We start from the raw sequence: 18,039 nt of genomic DNA, 5'->3' as shown, positions 1-18,039 counted from the left end.
TAAGGAATGCGCCATGACCCAACCGCTGGCTGATATGCGCCGCGACTACACCCGCGACGGCTTGACCGAGGCACAAGCCCCGGCCGAGCCGTTTGCATTGTTCCACCAATGGTTCGCCGACGCGGTGAAAACCGAACAGGCCCCGGTGGAGGCCAACGCCATGACCCTGGCGACGGTGGATGCAGAGGGGCGCCCGCATTGCCGGATCCTGCTGCTCAAGGGCCTGGATGCCCTGGGCTTTACGTTCTTCACCAACTACGACAGCGCCAAGGGCCAACAACTGGCCGCGAATCCATTCGCGGCCATGACGTTTTTCTGGCCGGCCCTGGAACGCCAGGTGCGCATCGAAGGCAAAGTGGTCAAGGTCACGGCGCAAGAGTCGGACGCCTATTACCAGGTTCGCCCGCTGGGCAGCCGTCTCGGCGCCTGGGCTTCACCCCAGAGCCGGGTGATTTCAGGGCGCGCGGAGTTGGACGATTTGCTCAAGGCCACCGAGCAACGTTTCAGTGACAGCCAACCCCATTGCCCGGAGCATTGGGGCGGTTACCGCTTGCTGCCCGAGCGCATCGAGTTCTGGCAGGGCCGCCCAAGCCGCCTGCATGATCGCCTCAACTACCGCCTGCAAGGGGCGAACTGGACTCGCGAGCGCCTGGCGCCTTAGGCGGATAATCTGCCGCAGCGGTTTGCAACCATTGCGGCAGGTCCCTGCGCTTGATGCCTTGCTCTCGGGCGCGGGTCAATTGTTGCAGCATGTAGGTCTTTTTCTGCTCATCCTGCCCCGCCAACGACAGTGCCAGGTCGCGGTCCATCCAGCGTTTGATCCGCACGTACAGCCACCCGTGGAAGTACAGGCCGGCCACGGTGGTGACGACGATAATGAAATAGTCCATGAAAAAATCCCTGGGTTGATGACGCAGGTTTCGTAAATTGGCGCTACTGTTTGGTGAATTTTTCCGGTGCGCCTGTATCCCACCTGAATGAAAACAATTTTATCCCGGCAAGGCCGTGACAGGCGTCAAGCTGGGGAGTTTAATGAATCCCTGTCTTTTGGAGTTGATGCTATGCGTAAGTCTGTTTTGCTGGTTGCTTCCTTTTCCACGATGGCGATGTTGCTCACTGGCTGTCAGTCGAGCCTGACCGGTGACTCCTACTCCCGTGACGAAGCGCGTCGCGTGCAGACGATTCGCATGGGGACCATCGAATCCCTGCGTCCGGTCAAGATCGAAGGCACCAAGACCCCGATCGGCGGTGCGGCGGGTGCCGTGGTCGGTGGTGTGGGCGGCAGCGCCATCGGTGGTGGCCGTGGCAGCATCGTCGCTGCTGTGATCGGCGCCGTGGCCGGTGGCCTGATCGGTTCCGCCACTGAAGAAGGCCTGACCCGTACCCAGGGTGTGGAAATCACTGTGCGTGAAGATGACGGCAGTATGCGTGCCTATGTGCAGCAGGTTCAGGAGAACGAGGTGTTCCGTGTGGGTGAGCGGGTTCGTATTTCCACTGTGGATGGCACGAGTCGCGTATCGCACTAAGCTGGAATCAGGTCAGAAAAACGGCGCTTGTTCCTGGGAGGGAAAGCGCCGTTTTTTTATGGATTTTGTTTCGGGTTGCGGGGTGTATATCCGTTGCTGCGGTAACGGCGGCTTAGGGTTCAGCTCTTACGGCGGGTCACTTTTTTCAGACGCCACGAAGGCAGCGTGGTTAACGGGGCGCCCCAGATCAAAATCAAAAGCCGAGCGAGGCGGCCTTATAGCCGACCTGGCTCATGCTGGGGACCGCGTTCCTCCTGTGGGAGCGGGCTTGCTCGCGAAGGCGGTGTGTCAGTTTGCAGTGATGTTGGAGGTGCCGGTGTAATCGCGAGCAGGCTCGCTCCCACAGGTGATCCAGGTGCCCATGAGTCTCGTGTCTGGCTGCAGGCCTATTGTGGGAGCGAGCCTGCTCGCGAAGACGATGTCACAGTCGATGAAGATGTTGGACGGGCTGGCCTCTTCGCGAGCAAGCCCGCTCCCACAGGTTTTGCGGTGTGTATGGGTTTTGTGTCTGCTGTAGATCCAATGTGGGAGCGAGCCTGCTCGCGATAGCGGTGGCTCAGCCGCATAGATGCCGGCATGTGCCCCGCTTTGCTCTTGCTCTTGCTCTTGCTCTTGCTTTGGATCTTGATCTTGATCTGGGCGCCCCGTTAAACCACGCTGGCCGAACGCAGGCATTGCGCAGTGGGCAACCCGGCATGGATGCCGGGATAGCCGCGCTGGGCCATGGATGGCCCTTCGCGGCGGGCCCACGGAGCTGAGGGCACACCGAGCCTAGGCGAGGTGCCGAGTGGTGGGGCAAAGCGTTTTTGGTTACTTTTGGCGCTCTTCCAAAAGTGACCCGCTGTAAGAGCGGAACCGCCAGTGGCCGTTACCGCAGCAACGGATATTCACACCGTCCAGAATGGCTTTAAAAAAGCTAGATCAGCTTGGCAATGCAGGCTTACGACTGGCCGCCGCCGTCACCGCATACCCCAACAACGCCGCCAATATCGAACCCGTAAGAATCCCCATCCGATCCATGCCGGCGTAGTCACTCACACCCGGCTCGAACGCGAGGGAGCCAACGAACAGGCTCATGGTAAAGCCGATCCCGCAAAGGATCGCCACCCCCAGGATCTGCCCCCAATTGGCCCCGGCGGGCAGGCTGGCGATGCCGATTTTAACCGCCAGCCAGGTCAGGCCGAAGACGCCGACGGTCTTGCCCAGCAACAGGCCGATGGCAATCCCCATCGGTACGTGATGGGTGAAGCTCTCGACGGTGACGCCGTTCAGGGACAGGCCAGCATTGGCGAAAGCGAACAGCGGCAGGATGCCGTAGGCCACCCAGGGATGCAGGGCATGTTCCAGGGTCAGCAGCGGCGAGGTCTCGGCGTTTTTCGTGCGCAGCGGGATGCAGAACGCCAGGGTCACCCCGGCAAGCGTGGCATGGACACCGCTCTTGAGCACGCAGATCCAGAGGATCAGGCCCACGACCATGTAGGGCCCGAGCTTGACCACCCCCATCCGGTTCATCGCCACCAGCGCGGCGATGCAGGCGGCCGCCAGCATGAGCGACAAGGTGGAAAGGGCGCCGGAGTAGAAGATGGCGATGATGATAATGGCGCCCAGGTCGTCGATGATCGCCAGGGTCATCAGGAACAGCTTGAGCGACACCGGCACCCGCTTGCCGAGCAAGGCCAGTACACCGAGGGCGAACGCGATGTCGGTGGCGGTGGGAATCGCCCAGCCAGCGAGAGCGGGAGGATTGTCGCGGTTGAGAAACCAATAGATCAGGGCGGGCACCACCATACCGCCAATCGCCGCCGCCCCTGGCAGGACGATTTGCGAAGGTTTCGACAACTGCCCATCGAGGACCTCACGCTTGACCTCGAGACCGATGAGCAGGAAGAACATCGCCATCAGGCCGTCGTTGATCCACAGCAGCAAGGGTTTGGCGATCTTCAGCGCGCCGACTTGGGCGACCACCGGTGTGTCGAGCAGGCCGTTGTACAGCCAGGACAGCGGCGAATTGTTGATGACCAGGGCCAGCACGGCGGCAGCGATCAGCAGCAGGCCGCTGGCAGCCTCCAGTTGAAAAAAACGTGTCAGAGAATTGCGTAGAGCCACGATCGCTCTCCATTCATTGAATCAAAAAGATGGCACACCCTAACCCGTACTGTTAGTTGTTAAAACAAAAGTTATATTCTTTTTTGTTATATGTAGTTACAAGGCCTGCGCCACGCAGTCGGCAGTTACGGGCCATATTGGACCTTAGCTGTACCTGTGCGCGATGTCGGTTTTTTCCTAAGCTGGCGTCTGGTTTTTCCGAACGCCAGCCCTTGCCTGCACGACCGCGTGATTTCCCCGCGTCGAACCGATCAGTGAGAAAACACCATGAACGACCATCGCCAGTGGGCCCGCGAAGCGATCCGCATCATTGAGGCTGACTTCCAGCGCAGCGCCGATACCCACCTGATTCCGCTGCCGCTGCCTGGCCTGCCGGGCATCGAACTGTATTTCAAGGACGAGTCCAGCCATCCCACCGGCAGCCTCAAGCATCGGCTGGCGCGCTCGCTGTTTCTCTATGCGTTGTGTAACGGCTGGCTCAAGCCCGGTGCGCCAGTGATCGAGGCCTCCAGCGGCTCGACGGCGATTTCCGAGGCTTACTTCGCCAGGTTGCTGGGCCTGCCGTTCATTGCGGTGATGCCGGCGACCACCTCCAAGGAAAAAATCGCACAGATTGCGTTCTATGGCGGCCAGAGCCACCTGGTGGACGACCCTACGCAGATCTACGCCGAATCCGAACGCTTGGCCCGCGAGCATGATGGGCACTTCATCGACCAGTTCACCTACGCCGAGCGCGCCACGGACTGGCGGGCCAATAACAACATTGCCGAATCGATCTTCCAGCAGATGCGCTTCGAGCGGCATCCGGAGCCCGCTTGGCTGATTTCCAGCCCTGGCACCGGCGGCACCACGGCGACCCTGGGACGTTATGTCCGTTACCGCCAGCACGGCACCCGCGTGTTATGCGCCGACGCCGAGCGTTCCGTGTTCTTCGACTACTACCGCAGTGGCGACGCGAGCCTGCGCCTGGACTGCGGTTCACGCATCGAGGGCATCGGCCGGCCGCGGGTCGAGGCGTCGTTCCTGCCGAAAGTCATCGATGCGATGGTCAAGGTTCCGGATGCCTTGTCACTGGCGGCCATGCACTACCTGGCCGAGCGCTTGGGACGACGGGTCGGTGGGTCCAGCGGCACCAACCTGATCGGCGCACTCATGGCGGCCCGGCAGATGGCAGATGCCGGGGAGTCGGGATCGATCGTGGCGATCTTGTGTGACGGTGGCGAGCGCTACGCCACGACCTATTACGACCCGGCGTGGCTCAAGGCCCAGGGCTATGAGTTGAATGGGCTGATGGACATCGTGGCGGCGAGTGTGGAGCGGGGCGAGGCACTGCCGGAGAGTGTGTTGCGGGCGAATATCTGATCCCGAGACACTGACGTCTTGTGGGAGCGGGCTTGCTCGCGAAGGCGGTGGGTCAGTCAACTTATCGGTGAAGGGTGTATCGCATTCGCGAGCAAGCCCGCTCCCACAGGGTAATGCTGTTACTCAGGACTTTAAGTGAACAGCATCACTTCCATAAGCAGACCTCTGTCAGCCCTCGAGTCCCAGGATATCCCGCGCCACCGCCTCGGCAATCCGAATCCCGTCCACCCCCGCCGACAGGATCCCGCCCGCGTAGCCGGCGCCTTCACCCGCCGGGAACAGGCCCTTGACGTTCAGGCTCTGCAGCGACTCGTTGCGGGTGATGCGCAGGGGCGATGAGGTGCGGGTTTCGATGCCGGTCAGCACGGCGTCATGCAGCGAGTAGCCGCGGATCTGTTTCTCGAACGCCGGCAGGGCCTCGCGGATAGCTTCGATGGCGAAATCCGGCAGGGCCAAGGCCAAGTCACCGAGGGACACCCCTGGCTTGTAGGAAGGTTCGACGCTGCCCAGGGCCGTAGACGGCTTGCCGGCGATGAAGTCGCCCACCAGTTGCGCCGGAGCCTCGTAGTTGCTGCCGCCGAGCACGAACGCATGGGATTCCAGGCGTTCCTGCAATTCAATCCCGGCCAGTGGGCCACCTGGATAATCCACTTCCGGGGTGATGCCGACGACGATGCCGGAATTGGCGTTGCGCTCATTGCGCGAGTACTGGCTCATGCCGTTGGTCACGACGCGGTTCGGCTCGGACGTCGCCGCCACCACGGTGCCGCCCGGGCACATGCAGAAGCTGTACACCGAACGACCATTCTTGGCGTGGTGCACCAGCTTGTAATCGGCGGCGCCGAGTTTCGGATGGCCGGCGTATTTGCCCAGGCGCGCACTGTCGATCAGCGATTGCGGGTGTTCGATACGGAAACCCACCGAGAACGGCTTGGCTTCCATGTACACGCCCCGACCGTGGAGCATGCGGAACGTGTCCCGGGCGCTGTGGCCCAAGGCCAGGATTACGTGTTTCGAATGGATCTGCTCACCGCTGGCCAGCTCGACGCCAACCAGTTGACCGTCTTCGATCAAAACGTCGGTGACCCGCTGCCCGAAGCGCACTTCACCGCCCAGGGCGCGAATCTGCTCACGCATGGTTTCCACCACGCCTGTCAGGCGGAAGGTGCCGATGTGTGGTTTGCTGACGTAGAGGATTTCTTCCGGCGCACCGGCCTTGACGAATTCGTGCAGGACCTTGCGACCGAGGAATTTCGGATCCTTGATCTGGCTGTAGAGCTTGCCGTCGGAAAACGTCCCTGCGCCACCTTCACCGAACTGCACGTTGGATTCGGGATTGAGCACGCTTTTGCGCCACAGGCCCCAAGTGTCCTTGGTGCGCTGGCGCACTTCCGGGCCACGCTCGAGGATGATCGGCTTGAAACCCATCTGTGCCAGCAACAGGGCGGCGAAGATCCCGCACGGGCCGAAGCCGACTACGATCGGCCGTTCGCTCAGGTCGGTCGGCGCCTGGCCCACCACTTTGTAACTGACATCCGGCGCTTCGTTGACGTTACGGTCATCGGCGAACTTGCGCAGCACGCTGGCTTCATCGCGCACCGTCAGGTCGATGGTGTAGATGAAGCACAGTTCCGAGGATTTCTTGCGCGCGTCGTAGCTGCGCTTGAACAAGGTGAAGTCGAGCAGGTCATCGCTGGCGATGCCCAGGCGTTGCACGATGGCGGGACGCAGGTCTTCTTCGGGATGGTCGATTGGCAGCTTGAGTTCGGTGATTCGTAACATGGCGGGGTCCGGTTCGCGGGATGCACAACTGCACCAGGGCGTGAACCGGCGATTATAAGCCAAAAGCGGTGAATCAGTCGTCGCGCGCGCCACCGAAGTAGGCGCAGCCGCGCTGGACCTGGTTGTTGACTCGCAACTCGGCGCTCATGTGTTGCACGCTGCCAGTGGCGCTGTCGATACAGCGTGCCGGTGTCACCCAGAGTTCGACTTTCTCGCCGTTGGCTTCGGTGCCGAGGTTGAAGCGGCCATCGCCCAATTGCTCTTCGACATAAGGCACTGCCAGTGGCGGCTGACCTACGCGATCCAGTACCAGGCCCTTGCCGCTGGCCGTGAGGGTCCATTCCGGACTGTGGCCCACTGCACGCAGAATCATGCGTTTGAAGTCAGCGTTGTCGCATGTGGTCCCCGACGGTTCCAGGCGATAGAGCTGCTCGACGTCCAACTGGCTGTCGGTACCGGCCGCCGCGCTGGAAACGATGCGACCGCGTACGTCGGCAAACAATTTGCCGTGATCGTCGGCCAAGGATGCAGCTTGTTGCAGGACGCTGGTGCCGCCGGCGTCGTTGACGATGTAGCGGCGTTGTTCCTGGCACGGCTGGATGACCAGTTTGCCATCGGCCGCCGTGAGTTCGCCCTGCAGGCGCACCTGGCCGGCGTGGGAGGCGCTCTGACGAGGGGCGTCGAGCAATTGGCAGCCGGTGAACAGCGGCAGGAGGGCGACAAACAGCAGGGAGCGGGCGGCACGCATCATTGGGTCTCCAGACAAGTGTCGCCACGTTACTCAGACTGATCCCACATCACAACCCATAGGAGCGGTGTAGGAGCTGTCGAGTGCAACGAGGCTGCGATCTTTCCCCTGACAATTGAGTCTTGAATGAAAGACCAAAGATCAAAAGATCAAAAGATCAAAAGATCGCAGCCTTCGGCAGCCCCTACACGGGTAGGTGATCGGTCAACCCACGTGAAACGTCTGACCGGTTTGCAGGCCTTCGACGCTCTTGGCGTAGGCCAATGCCACGTCCACTGCGGGTACGGGCTTGGAGCCGCGGAAATAAGGCGCGTATTTGTCCATGGCTTCCAGTAGCACGTTCGGGCTCACCGAGTTGACCCGCAGGCCCCGTGGCAACTCGATTGCCGCGGCGCGCACGAAACTGTCCAGGGCGCCATTGACCAGGGCCGCCGACGCGCCGCTCTTGATCGGATCGTGGCTGAGCACGCCAGTGGTGAAGGTGAAGGATGCGCCGTCGTTGGCGAATTCGCGGCCGATCAGCAGCAGGTTGACCTGGCCCATCAGTTTGTCTTTCAAGCCCAGGGCAAAGCTGTCTTCGGTCATCTCGGCCAGGGGCGCAAAGGTGACGTTGCCGGCGGCGCAGACCAAGGCATCGAAACGGCCGGTCTTCTCGAACAGGGCGCGAATCGAGGCGCTGTCGCTGATATCCACTTGCAATTCACCGCTGTGACGGCCGATCCGAACGATGTCGTGGCGGGGCGACAGTTCGTTATCGATGGCCGAACCGATGGTGCCGTTGGCGCCGATCAACAGGATTTTCATGAGCTGTTCCTCAATGGGCTGAATGAGTTTTCAGTCTAGAGGGGTTCTTTCCATTGATAATCATGCTAATAGGCAACCTTTGGTTTTCATTTGGAAACAATCCAATGAGCGAAATGGATGACCTGGCGGCATTTGCCGTGTTGATGGAGGCCGGCAGTTTTACCTTGGCGGCCCAGCAGTTGGGGTGCAGCAAGGGTCAGTTGTCCAAGCGCATCAGCTTGTTGGAGAAGCGCTTTTCAGTGGTGTTGCTGCAACGCACCACTCGACGCTTGAGCCTCACGGCGGCAGGGGCGGCGTTGTTGCCCCAGGCCCAGGCATTGTTGGTGCAAGTAGAAAGGGCGCGTCAGGCATTGGCGCGGTTGAAGGATGACATCTCCGGGCCGGTGCGTATGACGGTGCCGGTTTCGTTGGGCGAAACGTTCTTCGAGGGTTTGTTGACGGAGTTCGCTCGCACCTATCCCGACGTGCAGATCGAACTGGAGCTCAACAACGGCTACCGTGACTTGAGCCGCGATGGCTTCGACCTGGCGATCCGTTCCGACGCTGCCATCGATGAACGGCTGGTCGCCCGGCCAGTGCTGGCGTGGCACGAAATGACCTGCGCCAGCCCGGCCTACCTTGAGCGTTACGGCGCACCTGAGACGCCCCAGGCCCTGGCTGAGCACCGCTGCTTGCTCAACAGCCACTACAGCGGTCGGGAAGAATGGCTTTACCACCAGCAGCACGAACTGCTGCGGGTCCGAGTCTCAGGGCCGTTTGCCAGCAATCACTACAGCCTGCTGAAAAAAGCCGCCCTGGCCGGCGCCGGAATCGCCCGGCTGCCGTCGTACCTGCTGCATGAAGAGTTGGCTGACGGGCGCCTGCATTGGCTGCTGCGCGATTACCAGACCCGGCGCATGCCGATGTACCTGGTGCACCCGTACCAGGGCGGCCTGCCCAAGCGCACCCAGGTGCTGGCTGATTATTTGATCGATTGGTTCAAGCGCAGCGGCGAGGCGTTGGATCGACTGCAGCGATAGTCCAGCCATTGGAGATTTTTTGTGGGAGCGGGCTTGCTCGCGAAGACGGTTGTACATCCAGCATATGTGCAAACTGACCCACCGCCTTCGCGAGCAAGCCCGCTCCCACATGGGATCTGTGTTCAGGCGTGGGCGTAGCGCTTGGCAATCAGGTGGTCGATCGACAGCAGCCCCGGCCCACGGGCCATCAGGTAGAGCAAGACCGCCGCCCAGGTGCCATGGGTCGGGTAGGCGTCCGGGTAGACGAACAGCTGGATGGTCACGGTCATGCCCAACAAGGCCAGCGCCGAAAAGCGTGTCGCCAGGCCAAGCAGGATCAGCACCGGGAACACATGCTCGGCTGAGGCCGCCAGGTACGCGGCCAGTTCCGGCGACAGCAGCGGCAGGGCGTATTCGCTTTTGAACAGGGGAATGGTCGAGTCCGCCAGATGCGGCAGGCCGATCTGGAAGGTGCCATCGAGCAGGTCGATGGCCAGGCCTTCGATTTTGGTCTGGCCGGATTTCCAGAACACCGCGGCAATCGAGAAACGTGCGACGAAGGCGATCAGGCTGTGGGGAATTTTCTCCAGCCATTGAATGAAACCGGCAATCAGGGTGTTCATGGAGATACCTGTTCGGCGAGGAGGTGAGTGATGGCCTGATGACGGATGAGGCCCGCCAGGGTGTGTTCCAGGTCGAGGTCGTTTGAGGCTTCAATGGCTGCAATCAGGGACACCCCCTGTTGCAGGGCCGTGATAAAGCCATGGGCAGCGTGACTGATCGCAAACACCTTCACGTCCAGGCCGTTGCGCAGCACCAAGGCGTTTTGCGCGGGGAAAGCTTCGAACGGCACCGGCGTCTGGTGCTGATGGGCGGCCCAGATCGTCACCACGGCGAAGGGCGATTGCAGCAGGCGCAGTGACGGGTGAAGCCCAATCTTCAGGTGTCCCGCCAGCGTGGGGGACGACAGCGCCTTTACAATTTGTTCTTGCGCCATGGGCTCGGCGTCGGCGGCATGCCAGGCTTGTAGATGCAGTCGCTCCAGGCGAGCGACGTCCGTCAGGTACGGCACGCTGGCGGCGGGTTCGAAGTGTTTGATGAATTCGGCAAAATCGTCCCCGTAGTCGCTCATCACCGGGCTTCGCGGCGCTGTCGATTGGACGTAGACCCCGGCCATGGCCCGAAAGAATTCCTCACCCACCAGATGCACCACCACCGGATAGTTGTCGGCCAGGGCGTTGATCAATGAACCGAGCACGTTATTGCGGTACACCGCGAAACGGCTTTCCGGGGCCGCGCCGTTGGCGCTGACCAAGCCGGGCGGACACGCTTTGCGCGGGTCGAGCAGGGCGGCGGTGAAGGCGTGCTGGTTGCTCATGACCGCGCTCCTGCGGCGCTCAACAGCCGATCGGCCTGGCGCGCTTCGGCCAGCAGCACCTCCCACGCAGGCACGTGGTTGTCGCGCTCGATCAAGGTGGCGACCGGCCCGATCCGCTCCAGCACCTTGAGATACAGTTGCCAGACGGCGTGGTCGACGGGGGCGCCGTGATCGTCTATCAGCAGGCGCTCGCCGAGGCTGTCGGTGTCTTCGGCAAAGCCGGCCAGGTGAATTTCGCCGGTCGCGTGCAAGGGCAGGGCACCGAGGTAGGCCAAGGGATCGCGGCAGTGGTTGATGCACGAAACGTAGACGTTGTTCACATCCAGCAGCAGGCCGCAGCCAGTACGGCGGATCACTTCGCTGATGAAGTGTGGCTCGTCGAGGGTCGAGGCTTCGAAGGCCAGGTAGGTGGCCGGGTTTTCCAGCAACAGCGCGCGTTTGAGGCTGCTCTGGACCTGATCGATGTGCTGGCAGACGCGGTCGAGGGTTGCTTCGTCGTAGGCCAGGGGAAGCAGGTCATTGAGGAACACCGGGCCGTGGCTGGACCAGGCCAGGTGTTCGGAAAAAGACTGGGGCTGATAGCGTTCGATCAATGCGGCCAGGCGCTGCAGATGCGCAACATCCAGCGGCCCCTCCCCACCGATCGACAGGCCGACACCGTGCAATGACAGCGGGTACTGCTCGCGTATCCGCCCCAGGAAGTGATGAAGCGGCCCGCCCGCCACCATGTAGTTTTCCGCGTGCACTTCGAAAAAGCCCAGATCCGGTCGGGTCTGGAGCACTTCACGAAAATGCTCGCTCTTGAGCCCCAGCCCCGCCTTGGGCGGCAACCGGCTATCAAGGGCGGGGGAAGGGGTCTTCAACATGGTGACGGGCCTCAGGCAGATGCGATCAGGATTTGGCTTTGAACGCTTCGAGCTGGCCGAAACCGGTCGGGGAAGTTTTGCTTTCCATGGTGGTGCAAGTGCCTTTTGGCACCGATTTCCAGGCGTTGCCCTGGTAGTCCATTTTTGCCGTACCTGCGCAGGTGGTGCCGGCGCCGGCGGCGCAATCGTTCTTGCCTTTTAGGGCAACGCCGAAGCATTTCTCCATGGTGTCGTCGGCTGCGTGGACGGTCGAGACGGCTGTCATGCTCAGGGCAGAGCCCAGGGCCAGGACCAGGGCGGTGGCGGACAGGGTGCGGGTCGAAGCAGTCATGGTGATTCTCCAGTCTTCAGGGAAATGAACCGGCGTTAGTGCCGGTCTACTGAACTAGAGGAGGGAGAGGGGAAAGCGTTACAGCGTTTGCAGATTTTTTTCGGTTTTCCCCAAACCCGTGGCGAGGGAGCTTGCTCCCGCTGGGCCGCGCAGCGGCCCCAAGGTGTTGCGGTCGCTGCGCAACCGAGCGGGAGCAAGCTCCCTCGCCACAAAGGCAATCATTTTACGAAGGGCAAAAAAAACGGCCCGAAGGCCGTTTTTTTTTTTGCGCCAGACTTAACCGCCCAAGTACGCCTCGCGCACTTTCGGGTCGGTCAGCAAGGCTTCGCCGGTGCCTTGCATCACCACGCGACCGTTCTCCAGCACGTACGCCCGGTCGGCGATTTTCAGCGCCTGGTTGGCGTTCTGCTCCACCAGGAACACCGTCACGCCATCCTTGCGCAGCTGTTCGATGATGTCGAAGATCTGCTGGATGATGATCGGTGCCAGGCCCAGGGACGGCTCGTCGAGCAGCAGCAGCTTGGGCTTGCTCATCAGCGCACGGCCGATGGCGAGCATTTGCTGTTCGCCGCCGGACATGGTGCCGCCGCGCTGGGTAAAGCGTTCTTTCAGGCGTGGGAAAAGGTGCAAGACCTTGTCCATCTGTTCCTGATAGTCGCCCTTGTCAGTGAAAAAACCGCCCATGGCGAGGTTTTCTTCCACGGTCAGACGGGCAAATACCCGACGGCCCTCAGGCACCACGGCGATGCTCTTGCGCATGATCTGCGCCGAGTCCTGACCCACCAGTTCCTCACCCATGTAGCGGATGCTGCCGCTGTGGGCCTGGGGCGAACCGCAGAGCGTCATCAGCAGGGTGGATTTGCCGGCGCCGTTGGCACCGATCAGCGTGACGATTTCGCCCTGGCGGACCTCGACGTTGACGCTGTGCAGGGCCTGGATCTTGCCGTAGAAGGTGGAAACGTTTTCGAACTGCAGCATTTACGCTTCCCCCAGGTAGGCTTTGATCACTTCAGGATTGTCGCGGATCTGTTCCGGCGTGCCGTCGGCCAGGGGCGTGCCCTGGTTGATCACGACGATGTGGTCGGAAATGCTCATGACCAGCTTCATGTCGTGCTCGATCAACAGCACGGTGACGTTGTGCTCCTCACGCAGCACGCCGATCAACGCCTTCAGGTCTTCGGTTTCCTTCGGGTTCAGGCCGGCGGCCGGTTCGTCGAGCATGAGGATCCGCGGGCGGGTCATCATGCAGCGGGCGATTTCCAGGCGCCGTTGCTGACCGTAGGCCAGGGTCCCGGCGGTACGGTTGGCAAACTCGGTGAGGTTGACCTTGTCCAGCCAGTACTCGGCGTATTCCATGGCCTCGCGTTCGCTCTTGCGGAACGCCGGGGTCTTGAACAGGCCGGCAAAGAAGTTGGTGTTCAAGTGACGGTGCTGGGCGATCAACAGGTTCTCGACCGCTGTCATGTCCTTGAACAGCCGCACGTTCTGGAAGGTGCGCACCACGCCCTTGCGGGCGATGTGGTGACCGGGCAGGCCCTGGATGGGCTCGCCGTCCAGCAGGATGGTGCCGCCAGTTGGCTGGTAGAAGCCGGTCAGGCAGTTGAACACGGTGGTCTTGCCCGCGCCGTTCGGCCCGATGAGGGCAACCACTTGCTTCTCTTGCACGGTCAGGGCTACGCCGTTGACCGCCAGCAAACCGCCGAAGCGCATGCTCAGGTTTTCGACTTTCAGGATCTCGCGACTCATTTGCGCAGCTCCATGTGGGGGCGTTGCATAGGCAGCAGACCTTGAGGACGCCAGATCATCATCAGCACCATCAAGGCGCCGAACATCAACATGCGGTATTCGCTGAATTCACGCATCATTTCGGGCAGCAGGATCATCACGATCGCCGCCAGGATCACGCCCAACTGCGAGCCCATCCCGCCCAGCACCACGATGGCGAGGATGATCGCCGACTCGATGAAGGTGAAGGATTCCGGCGTCACCAGGCCCTGGCGAGCGGCGAAGAAGCTACCGGCAAAACCGGCGAACGCAGCGCCGAGGGTGAAGGCCGACAGTTTGATCACGGTTGGGTTGAGACCCAGCGCACGGCAGGCGATTTCGTCTTCACGCAATGCCTCCCAGGCGCGGCCGATCGGCATGCGCAGCAGGCGGTTGATGACGAACAGCGCGGCCAGGGCCAGCAACAGGGCAACCAGGTAGAGGAAGATCACCTTGTTGATCGAGCTGTATTCCAGGCCGAAGTACTCGTGGAAGGTCTGCAGGCCTTCGGCGGCTTTACGTTCGAAGGTCAGGCCGAAGAACGTCGGTTTCTCGATGTTGCTGATGCCGTTCGGGCCACCGGTGATGTCGGTCAGGTTACGCAGGAACAAACGGATGATCTCGCCAAAACCCAGGGTCACGATCGCCAGGTAGTCGCCGCGCAAGCGCAGGACCGGGAAACCCAGCAGGAAACCGAAGGTGGCGGCCATCATCCCGGCGATCGGCAGGCAGATCCAGAAGCTCAGGCCGAAGTAATGGGACAGCAGCGCGTAGCTGTAGGCACCGACGGCGTAGAAACCGACGTAACCCAGGTCCAGCAGGCCGGCCAGGCCGACGACGATGTTCAGGCCCAGGCCCAGCATCACGTAGATCAGGATCAACGTGGCGATGTCCACCGCGCCGCGTGAGCCGAAGAACGGCCACACCAGGGCCACGACGATCAGGCCCAGCACGATCCAGCGCTGGGTGCTCGGCAGGGTCAGGAAGTTGCTGGCCTTGGCCGGGATCACCGGCAGGCCGGGCGAAGACTTCCAGGCCGCGCTGATCTGCGTGCTGAACAACACGCGTACGAACATCAGCAGCGAGCACACGGCGATAGTCGCCAGGATGGCCGGGCTGGTGCCGTGCACTTCCAGGTTGATGCCGACGATGGTCAGTTTAAGACCCAGTACCGGGTAGGCCACGGCCCAGACCAGCAGGGCGCTGAAGAGCGCCGATTTGAGATGCCTAGTCATACTTTCTCAACCTCCGGGCGGCCCAGGATGCCGGTCGGCCGGAATAACAGAACCAGAACCAACAAGCCGAATGCCACGACGTCCTTGTACTGGTCGCCGAAGATGTCGGCGCCAAAGGCTTCGGCCACGCCCAGCACCAGCCCGCCGAGCATGGCGCCGGGGATGCTGCCGATGCCGCCCAGTACCGCGGCGGTGAAGGCTTTCAGGCCCACGAGGAAGCCGGCGTTGGGGTTGATCACGCCGTATTGCATGCTCAACAGCACCGCGGCGATGGCGGCCAGGGCCGCACCGATGACGAAGGTCAGGGCGATGATGTTGTTGGTGTTGATGCCCAGCAGGTTGGCCATCTTGATGTCCTCGGCGCAGGCGCGGCAGGCGCGGCCGAGGCGGGAACGAGAGATGAACAACGTGAGGCCGAGCATGGCGACCAGCGTCACCACGAACACCACGATTTGCATGTAGGAAATCAGCACTTCATGTGCCCCGCCTGGCCCGATGGCGAAGTTGCCCGGGATCAGGTTGGGAATGGATTTGTCCTTGGAGTCTTGCGAAAGCAGTACCGTGTTCTGCAGGAAGATCGACATACCGATGGCGGAAATCAACGGGATCAGACGGTTGCTGCCGCGCAGGGGGCGGTAGGCGATCCGTTCGATGCTGTAGCCATAGGAACTGGTGACCACGATGCTCGCGATGAAAGCCGCGGTCATCAACAGCGGGACACTGTCGAGTCCCATCATGGCCAGCCCGGCGATGGCGATGAACGCCACGTAGGAGCCGATCATGTAGACCTCGCCGTGGGCGAAGTTGATCATTCCAATGATGCCGTAGACCATCGTATAGCCGATGGCGATCAGGGCATACGTGCTGCCAACGGTCAGGCCGTTAACCAGCTGCTGGAAGAAGTGATAGATGTCAGGCATTACAGCGCTCCTAAAAACCTGATACGCATTTCACTGGTGGAGTCATTTTCCCGCCCGGGTCCCATGGATCTGCATCCACTTCGGACTCGAGTTTTGCCAGCGAACCGCTGATGACGGTTTTGAGATTTTCAGGTGGGGAGACTGGCGGATCACGCCAGCGCGGCCCAATACATTTAAAACAAAGCCCACGGCACGCCGTGGGCTTTATTGGCAGTCAGTCAGGCCAGGCCTTACTGAGGCGAAGCTTCGGTTTTAGGTTTGCCGAAATGCCACTCGTAGACCACGAACTTGAAGTCCTTCAGGTCGCCGTTCTTGTCGAAGCTCAAGTCACCGGTAGGTGTCTTGAAGGTGCCGGCGTGGATGGCTTCAGCCACTTTGCCTGCGTCTTCGCTCTTGGCAGCCTTGATCGCGTCGGCGATCACGGTCACTGCGGAGTAGGACGGGAATACGAACGGACCGCTCGGGTCTTCTTTCTTGGCCTTGAACGCGTCAGCCAGGGCGACGTTGGCCGGATCCTGGTCGAAGGATTTCGGCAGGGTCACCAGCAGGCCTTCGGAAGATTCCTTGGCGATCTGCGAGATGGAATCGTTACCCACGCCTTCCGGACCCATGAACTTGGCCTTCAGGCCTTTTTCCTGGGATTGACGCAGGATCAGGCCCAGCTCCGGGTGGTAGCCGCCGTAGTAGACGAAGTCGACGTTGGCTTGCTTGAGCTTGGCGATCATCGAGGAGAAGTCTTTGTCGCCGGCGTTCACGCCTTCGAAGACGGCCACTTTCACGCCTTTGCCTTCGAGGGTTTTCTTCACGGCGCTGGCGATGCCTTCACCGTACTGCTGCTTGTCGTGCAGGACCGCAACGACTTTCGGCTTGACGTGGTCGGCGATGTAGTTGCCGGCCGCAGGGCCTTGGGCGCTGTCCAGGCCGATGGTACGGAAGATCATCTTGTAGCCGCGAGCGGTGATGTCCGGGCTGGTGGCCGCCGGAGTGATCATGATCACGCCTTCGTCTTCGTAGATGTCGGAAGCGGGCTGGGTGGAGCTGGAGCACAGGTGGCCGACCACGAACTTGATGCCGTCGTTGACGACTTTGTTCGCGACCGCGACCGCTTGTTTTGGATCACAGGCGTCATCGTATTCAACGGCGACCAGTTGCTTGCCGTCGACGCCGCCCTTGGCGTTGATCTGTTCGATGGCCATTTTCGCGCCACTGAACTGCATGTCGCCGTATTGGGCTACAGGGCCGGTTTTCGGGCCGGCGATGCCGATCTTGATGGTGTCGGCGGCAAACGAATGGCTGGCAACCCCGGCCAGAACCATAGCGGCAAACAGTTTGGAAATCTGCTTAGTAGCCTTAGTCATAGTGCTCCACTCATGCTGTTGTAGTTTTTATAGTCCTGGCGCCGTAGCAGCAGAACCGGGTCAGATATCTTGGATACCCTCGCGGAAAATGCCCCCGGCAACTGTACCGGTACAGTGTAGAGCGCCGATTGTTGGCAAGGGAAGCTGGCGCTTGGGGGCAAAACCTGGAGGTGTCGCTTAATTGAAAGAAAAAGACAGAATAGCGGCGGGGGTTGTCCGGTCGTTTCGGCAATCCTTGGCTTTCCTGCGCTTTTCAATCGGTGCTGCAATTGCTACCGGGTTTTTCTGCCAGACCACCGACGTTATCATTCGCGCCGATTTCTTTTCCGGACAGCTCCCATGAATCAAGAACCTAGCACCCTCTATGCCAAGCTGCTTGGTGAAACCGCATCCATCACCTGGAAAGAGCTGGAGCCGTTCTTTGCCAAGGGTGCCCTATTGTGGGTCGATCCGGCACTGGATCTGATCGCCGCCGCCGAGGCCGTGGCCCAGGACGAAGGTACCAAAGTCGCCGCCTGGCTGGCCGCCGACCAGCTCGCCAAGCTGTCTGAAACGCGGGCGCTGGATTTTTTGGAGCGCGATCCGCAGCTCTGGGCGGTGGTGGTTTCGCCCTGGATTATGATCCAGGAAAGGGCATCGAATTGATCGACGCACCAAGTTGGTTCGCTCGTTGGCCTGATTGAAAGTGTGTAGGTGAGTAGCGTGATGGCGTCCTGCCGTGGCGAAACGCCACAGGGCAGGGTGACGTATACGTAACGGGAACAGTTCATTGAGCAGCCTTTGGGCTGCTTAATTGTTTCTGGATGTTGTCTCGGTGGTGTATCCAAGGCCGCCTTCGCGAGCAAGCCCGCTCCCACAGTG

Annotated in this window: 20 protein-coding genes; 6 read left to right on the top strand and 14 right to left on the bottom strand. The window is 61.1% G+C overall.

The genetic code is table 11. From position 1 onward, the window contains the following. Positions 1-13: 13 nt before the first annotated feature. Complete coding sequence (gene pdxH, locus M1D99_RS23645; RefSeq protein ID WP_003198446.1) at positions 14-661, top strand: pyridoxamine 5'-phosphate oxidase; 648 nt, start codon at positions 14-16, stop codon at positions 659-661. Here the strand turns inward: pdxH and M1D99_RS23640 are convergent. Continuing rightward, the gene (locus M1D99_RS23640) at positions 609-890 is read right to left on the bottom strand and encodes a hypothetical protein (RefSeq protein WP_434571982.1); all 282 of its coding nucleotides are present in this window, start codon (positions 888-890) and stop codon (positions 609-611) included. The genes pdxH and M1D99_RS23640 overlap by 53 nt on opposite strands. A gap of 171 nt (positions 891-1,061) precedes the next feature. On the opposite strand from M1D99_RS23640, the gene M1D99_RS23635 reads away from it, so the two are divergent. Then, complete coding sequence (locus M1D99_RS23635) at positions 1,062-1,526, top strand: outer membrane lipoprotein (protein ID WP_003184697.1); 465 nt, start codon at positions 1,062-1,064, stop codon at positions 1,524-1,526. A 921-nt stretch (positions 1,527-2,447) separates the two neighbouring features. Here M1D99_RS23635 and nhaA read toward each other — a convergent pair. Continuing rightward, positions 2,448-3,632 carry a Na+/H+ antiporter NhaA gene (gene nhaA, locus M1D99_RS23630; RefSeq protein ID WP_434571980.1) on the bottom strand — a complete coding sequence of 395 codons (1,185 nt, stop codon included), beginning with the start codon at positions 3,630-3,632 and terminating at the stop codon, positions 2,448-2,450. Between the two features lie 267 nt (positions 3,633-3,899). On the opposite strand from nhaA, the gene M1D99_RS23625 reads away from it, so the two are divergent. Further along, complete coding sequence (locus M1D99_RS23625) at positions 3,900-4,994, top strand: PLP-dependent cysteine synthase family protein (protein ID WP_186730435.1); 1,095 nt, start codon at positions 3,900-3,902, stop codon at positions 4,992-4,994. Between the two features lie 168 nt (positions 4,995-5,162). Here the strand turns inward: M1D99_RS23625 and M1D99_RS23620 are convergent, their stop codons facing one another. The 3 genes from M1D99_RS23620 to M1D99_RS23610 all read right to left on the bottom strand — a co-directional run bounded on the left by M1D99_RS23620 (position 5,163) and on the right by M1D99_RS23610 (position 8,328). Beyond that, positions 5,163-6,776 (bottom strand): NAD(P)/FAD-dependent oxidoreductase, encoded by a 1,614-nt coding sequence (locus tag M1D99_RS23620; RefSeq protein ID WP_458130853.1) that lies wholly within the window; start codon positions 6,774-6,776, stop codon positions 5,163-5,165. A gap of 73 nt (positions 6,777-6,849) precedes the next feature. Beyond that, positions 6,850-7,524 carry a hypothetical protein gene (locus M1D99_RS23615; RefSeq protein ID WP_458132162.1) on the bottom strand — a complete coding sequence of 225 codons (675 nt, stop codon included), beginning with the start codon at positions 7,522-7,524 and terminating at the stop codon, positions 6,850-6,852. Between the two features lie 204 nt (positions 7,525-7,728). Next, complete coding sequence (locus M1D99_RS23610; RefSeq protein WP_458130852.1) at positions 7,729-8,328, bottom strand: short chain dehydrogenase; 600 nt, start codon at positions 8,326-8,328, stop codon at positions 7,729-7,731. 104 nt (positions 8,329-8,432) lie between these two features. Here M1D99_RS23610 and M1D99_RS23605 point away from each other — a divergent pair, with 104 nt between their 5' ends. Then, entirely contained in the window at positions 8,433-9,347 is a 915-nt protein-coding gene (locus M1D99_RS23605) for a LysR family transcriptional regulator (RefSeq protein ID WP_186708454.1), read from the top strand. 122 nt (positions 9,348-9,469) lie between these two features. Here the strand turns inward: M1D99_RS23605 and M1D99_RS23600 are convergent, their stop codons facing one another. The 9 genes from M1D99_RS23600 to M1D99_RS23560 form a co-directional block, all read right to left on the bottom strand. Further along, complete coding sequence (locus M1D99_RS23600) at positions 9,470-9,949, bottom strand: DoxX family protein (protein WP_434571974.1); 480 nt, start codon at positions 9,947-9,949, stop codon at positions 9,470-9,472. Continuing rightward, positions 9,946-10,704 (bottom strand): HvfC/BufC N-terminal domain-containing protein, encoded by a 759-nt coding sequence (locus M1D99_RS23595; protein ID WP_186708457.1) that lies wholly within the window; start codon positions 10,702-10,704, stop codon positions 9,946-9,948. The genes M1D99_RS23600 and M1D99_RS23595 overlap by 4 nt, the downstream gene beginning before the upstream one ends. Further along, a complete protein-coding gene (gene bufB, locus M1D99_RS23590; RefSeq protein WP_186730432.1) occupies positions 10,701-11,570 on the bottom strand; it encodes an MNIO family bufferin maturase in 870 nt (289 codons plus the stop codon). Before bufB ends, M1D99_RS23595 begins: the two co-directional genes overlap by 4 nt. 25 nt (positions 11,571-11,595) lie before the next feature. Next, positions 11,596-11,901 (bottom strand): BufA1 family periplasmic bufferin-type metallophore, encoded by a 306-nt coding sequence (locus tag M1D99_RS23585; protein WP_058544229.1) that lies wholly within the window; start codon positions 11,899-11,901, stop codon positions 11,596-11,598. A gap of 276 nt (positions 11,902-12,177) precedes the next feature. Then, positions 12,178-12,879 (bottom strand): ABC transporter ATP-binding protein, encoded by a 702-nt coding sequence (locus tag M1D99_RS23580; protein ID WP_053119042.1) that lies wholly within the window; start codon positions 12,877-12,879, stop codon positions 12,178-12,180. Next, positions 12,880-13,647, bottom strand: coding sequence for a high-affinity branched-chain amino acid ABC transporter ATP-binding protein LivG (gene livG / locus M1D99_RS23575; protein WP_053119044.1), 768 nt, complete (start codon positions 13,645-13,647; stop codon positions 12,880-12,882). Continuing rightward, positions 13,644-14,900 carry a high-affinity branched-chain amino acid ABC transporter permease LivM gene (locus M1D99_RS23570; protein WP_458130851.1) on the bottom strand — a complete coding sequence of 419 codons (1,257 nt, stop codon included), beginning with the start codon at positions 14,898-14,900 and terminating at the stop codon, positions 13,644-13,646. Before M1D99_RS23570 ends, livG begins: the two co-directional genes overlap by 4 nt. Next, positions 14,897-15,820 (bottom strand): high-affinity branched-chain amino acid ABC transporter permease LivH, encoded by a 924-nt coding sequence (gene livH, locus M1D99_RS23565; protein ID WP_014336891.1) that lies wholly within the window; start codon positions 15,818-15,820, stop codon positions 14,897-14,899. The genes M1D99_RS23570 and livH overlap by 4 nt, the downstream gene beginning before the upstream one ends. A 230-nt stretch (positions 15,821-16,050) precedes the next feature. Further along, positions 16,051-17,178 (bottom strand): branched-chain amino acid ABC transporter substrate-binding protein, encoded by a 1,128-nt coding sequence (locus tag M1D99_RS23560; protein WP_186708463.1) that lies wholly within the window; start codon positions 17,176-17,178, stop codon positions 16,051-16,053. 181 nt (positions 17,179-17,359) lie between these two features. Here M1D99_RS23560 and M1D99_RS23555 point away from each other — a divergent pair, with 181 nt between their 5' ends. Further along, a complete protein-coding gene (locus tag M1D99_RS23555) occupies positions 17,360-17,521 on the top strand; it encodes a hypothetical protein (RefSeq protein WP_186708488.1) in 162 nt (53 codons plus the stop codon). Continuing rightward, positions 17,518-17,823, top strand: coding sequence for a DUF2288 domain-containing protein (locus M1D99_RS23550; protein WP_053119051.1), 306 nt, complete (start codon positions 17,518-17,520; stop codon positions 17,821-17,823). Before M1D99_RS23555 ends, M1D99_RS23550 begins: the two co-directional genes overlap by 4 nt. Positions 17,824-18,039 lie beyond the last annotated feature (216 nt).

Source organism: Pseudomonas sp. R3-41, assembly GCF_054161485.1.
Note: the sequence above shows the minus strand (reverse complement) of the source record. Positions and strands in the feature narration are given on the sequence as shown.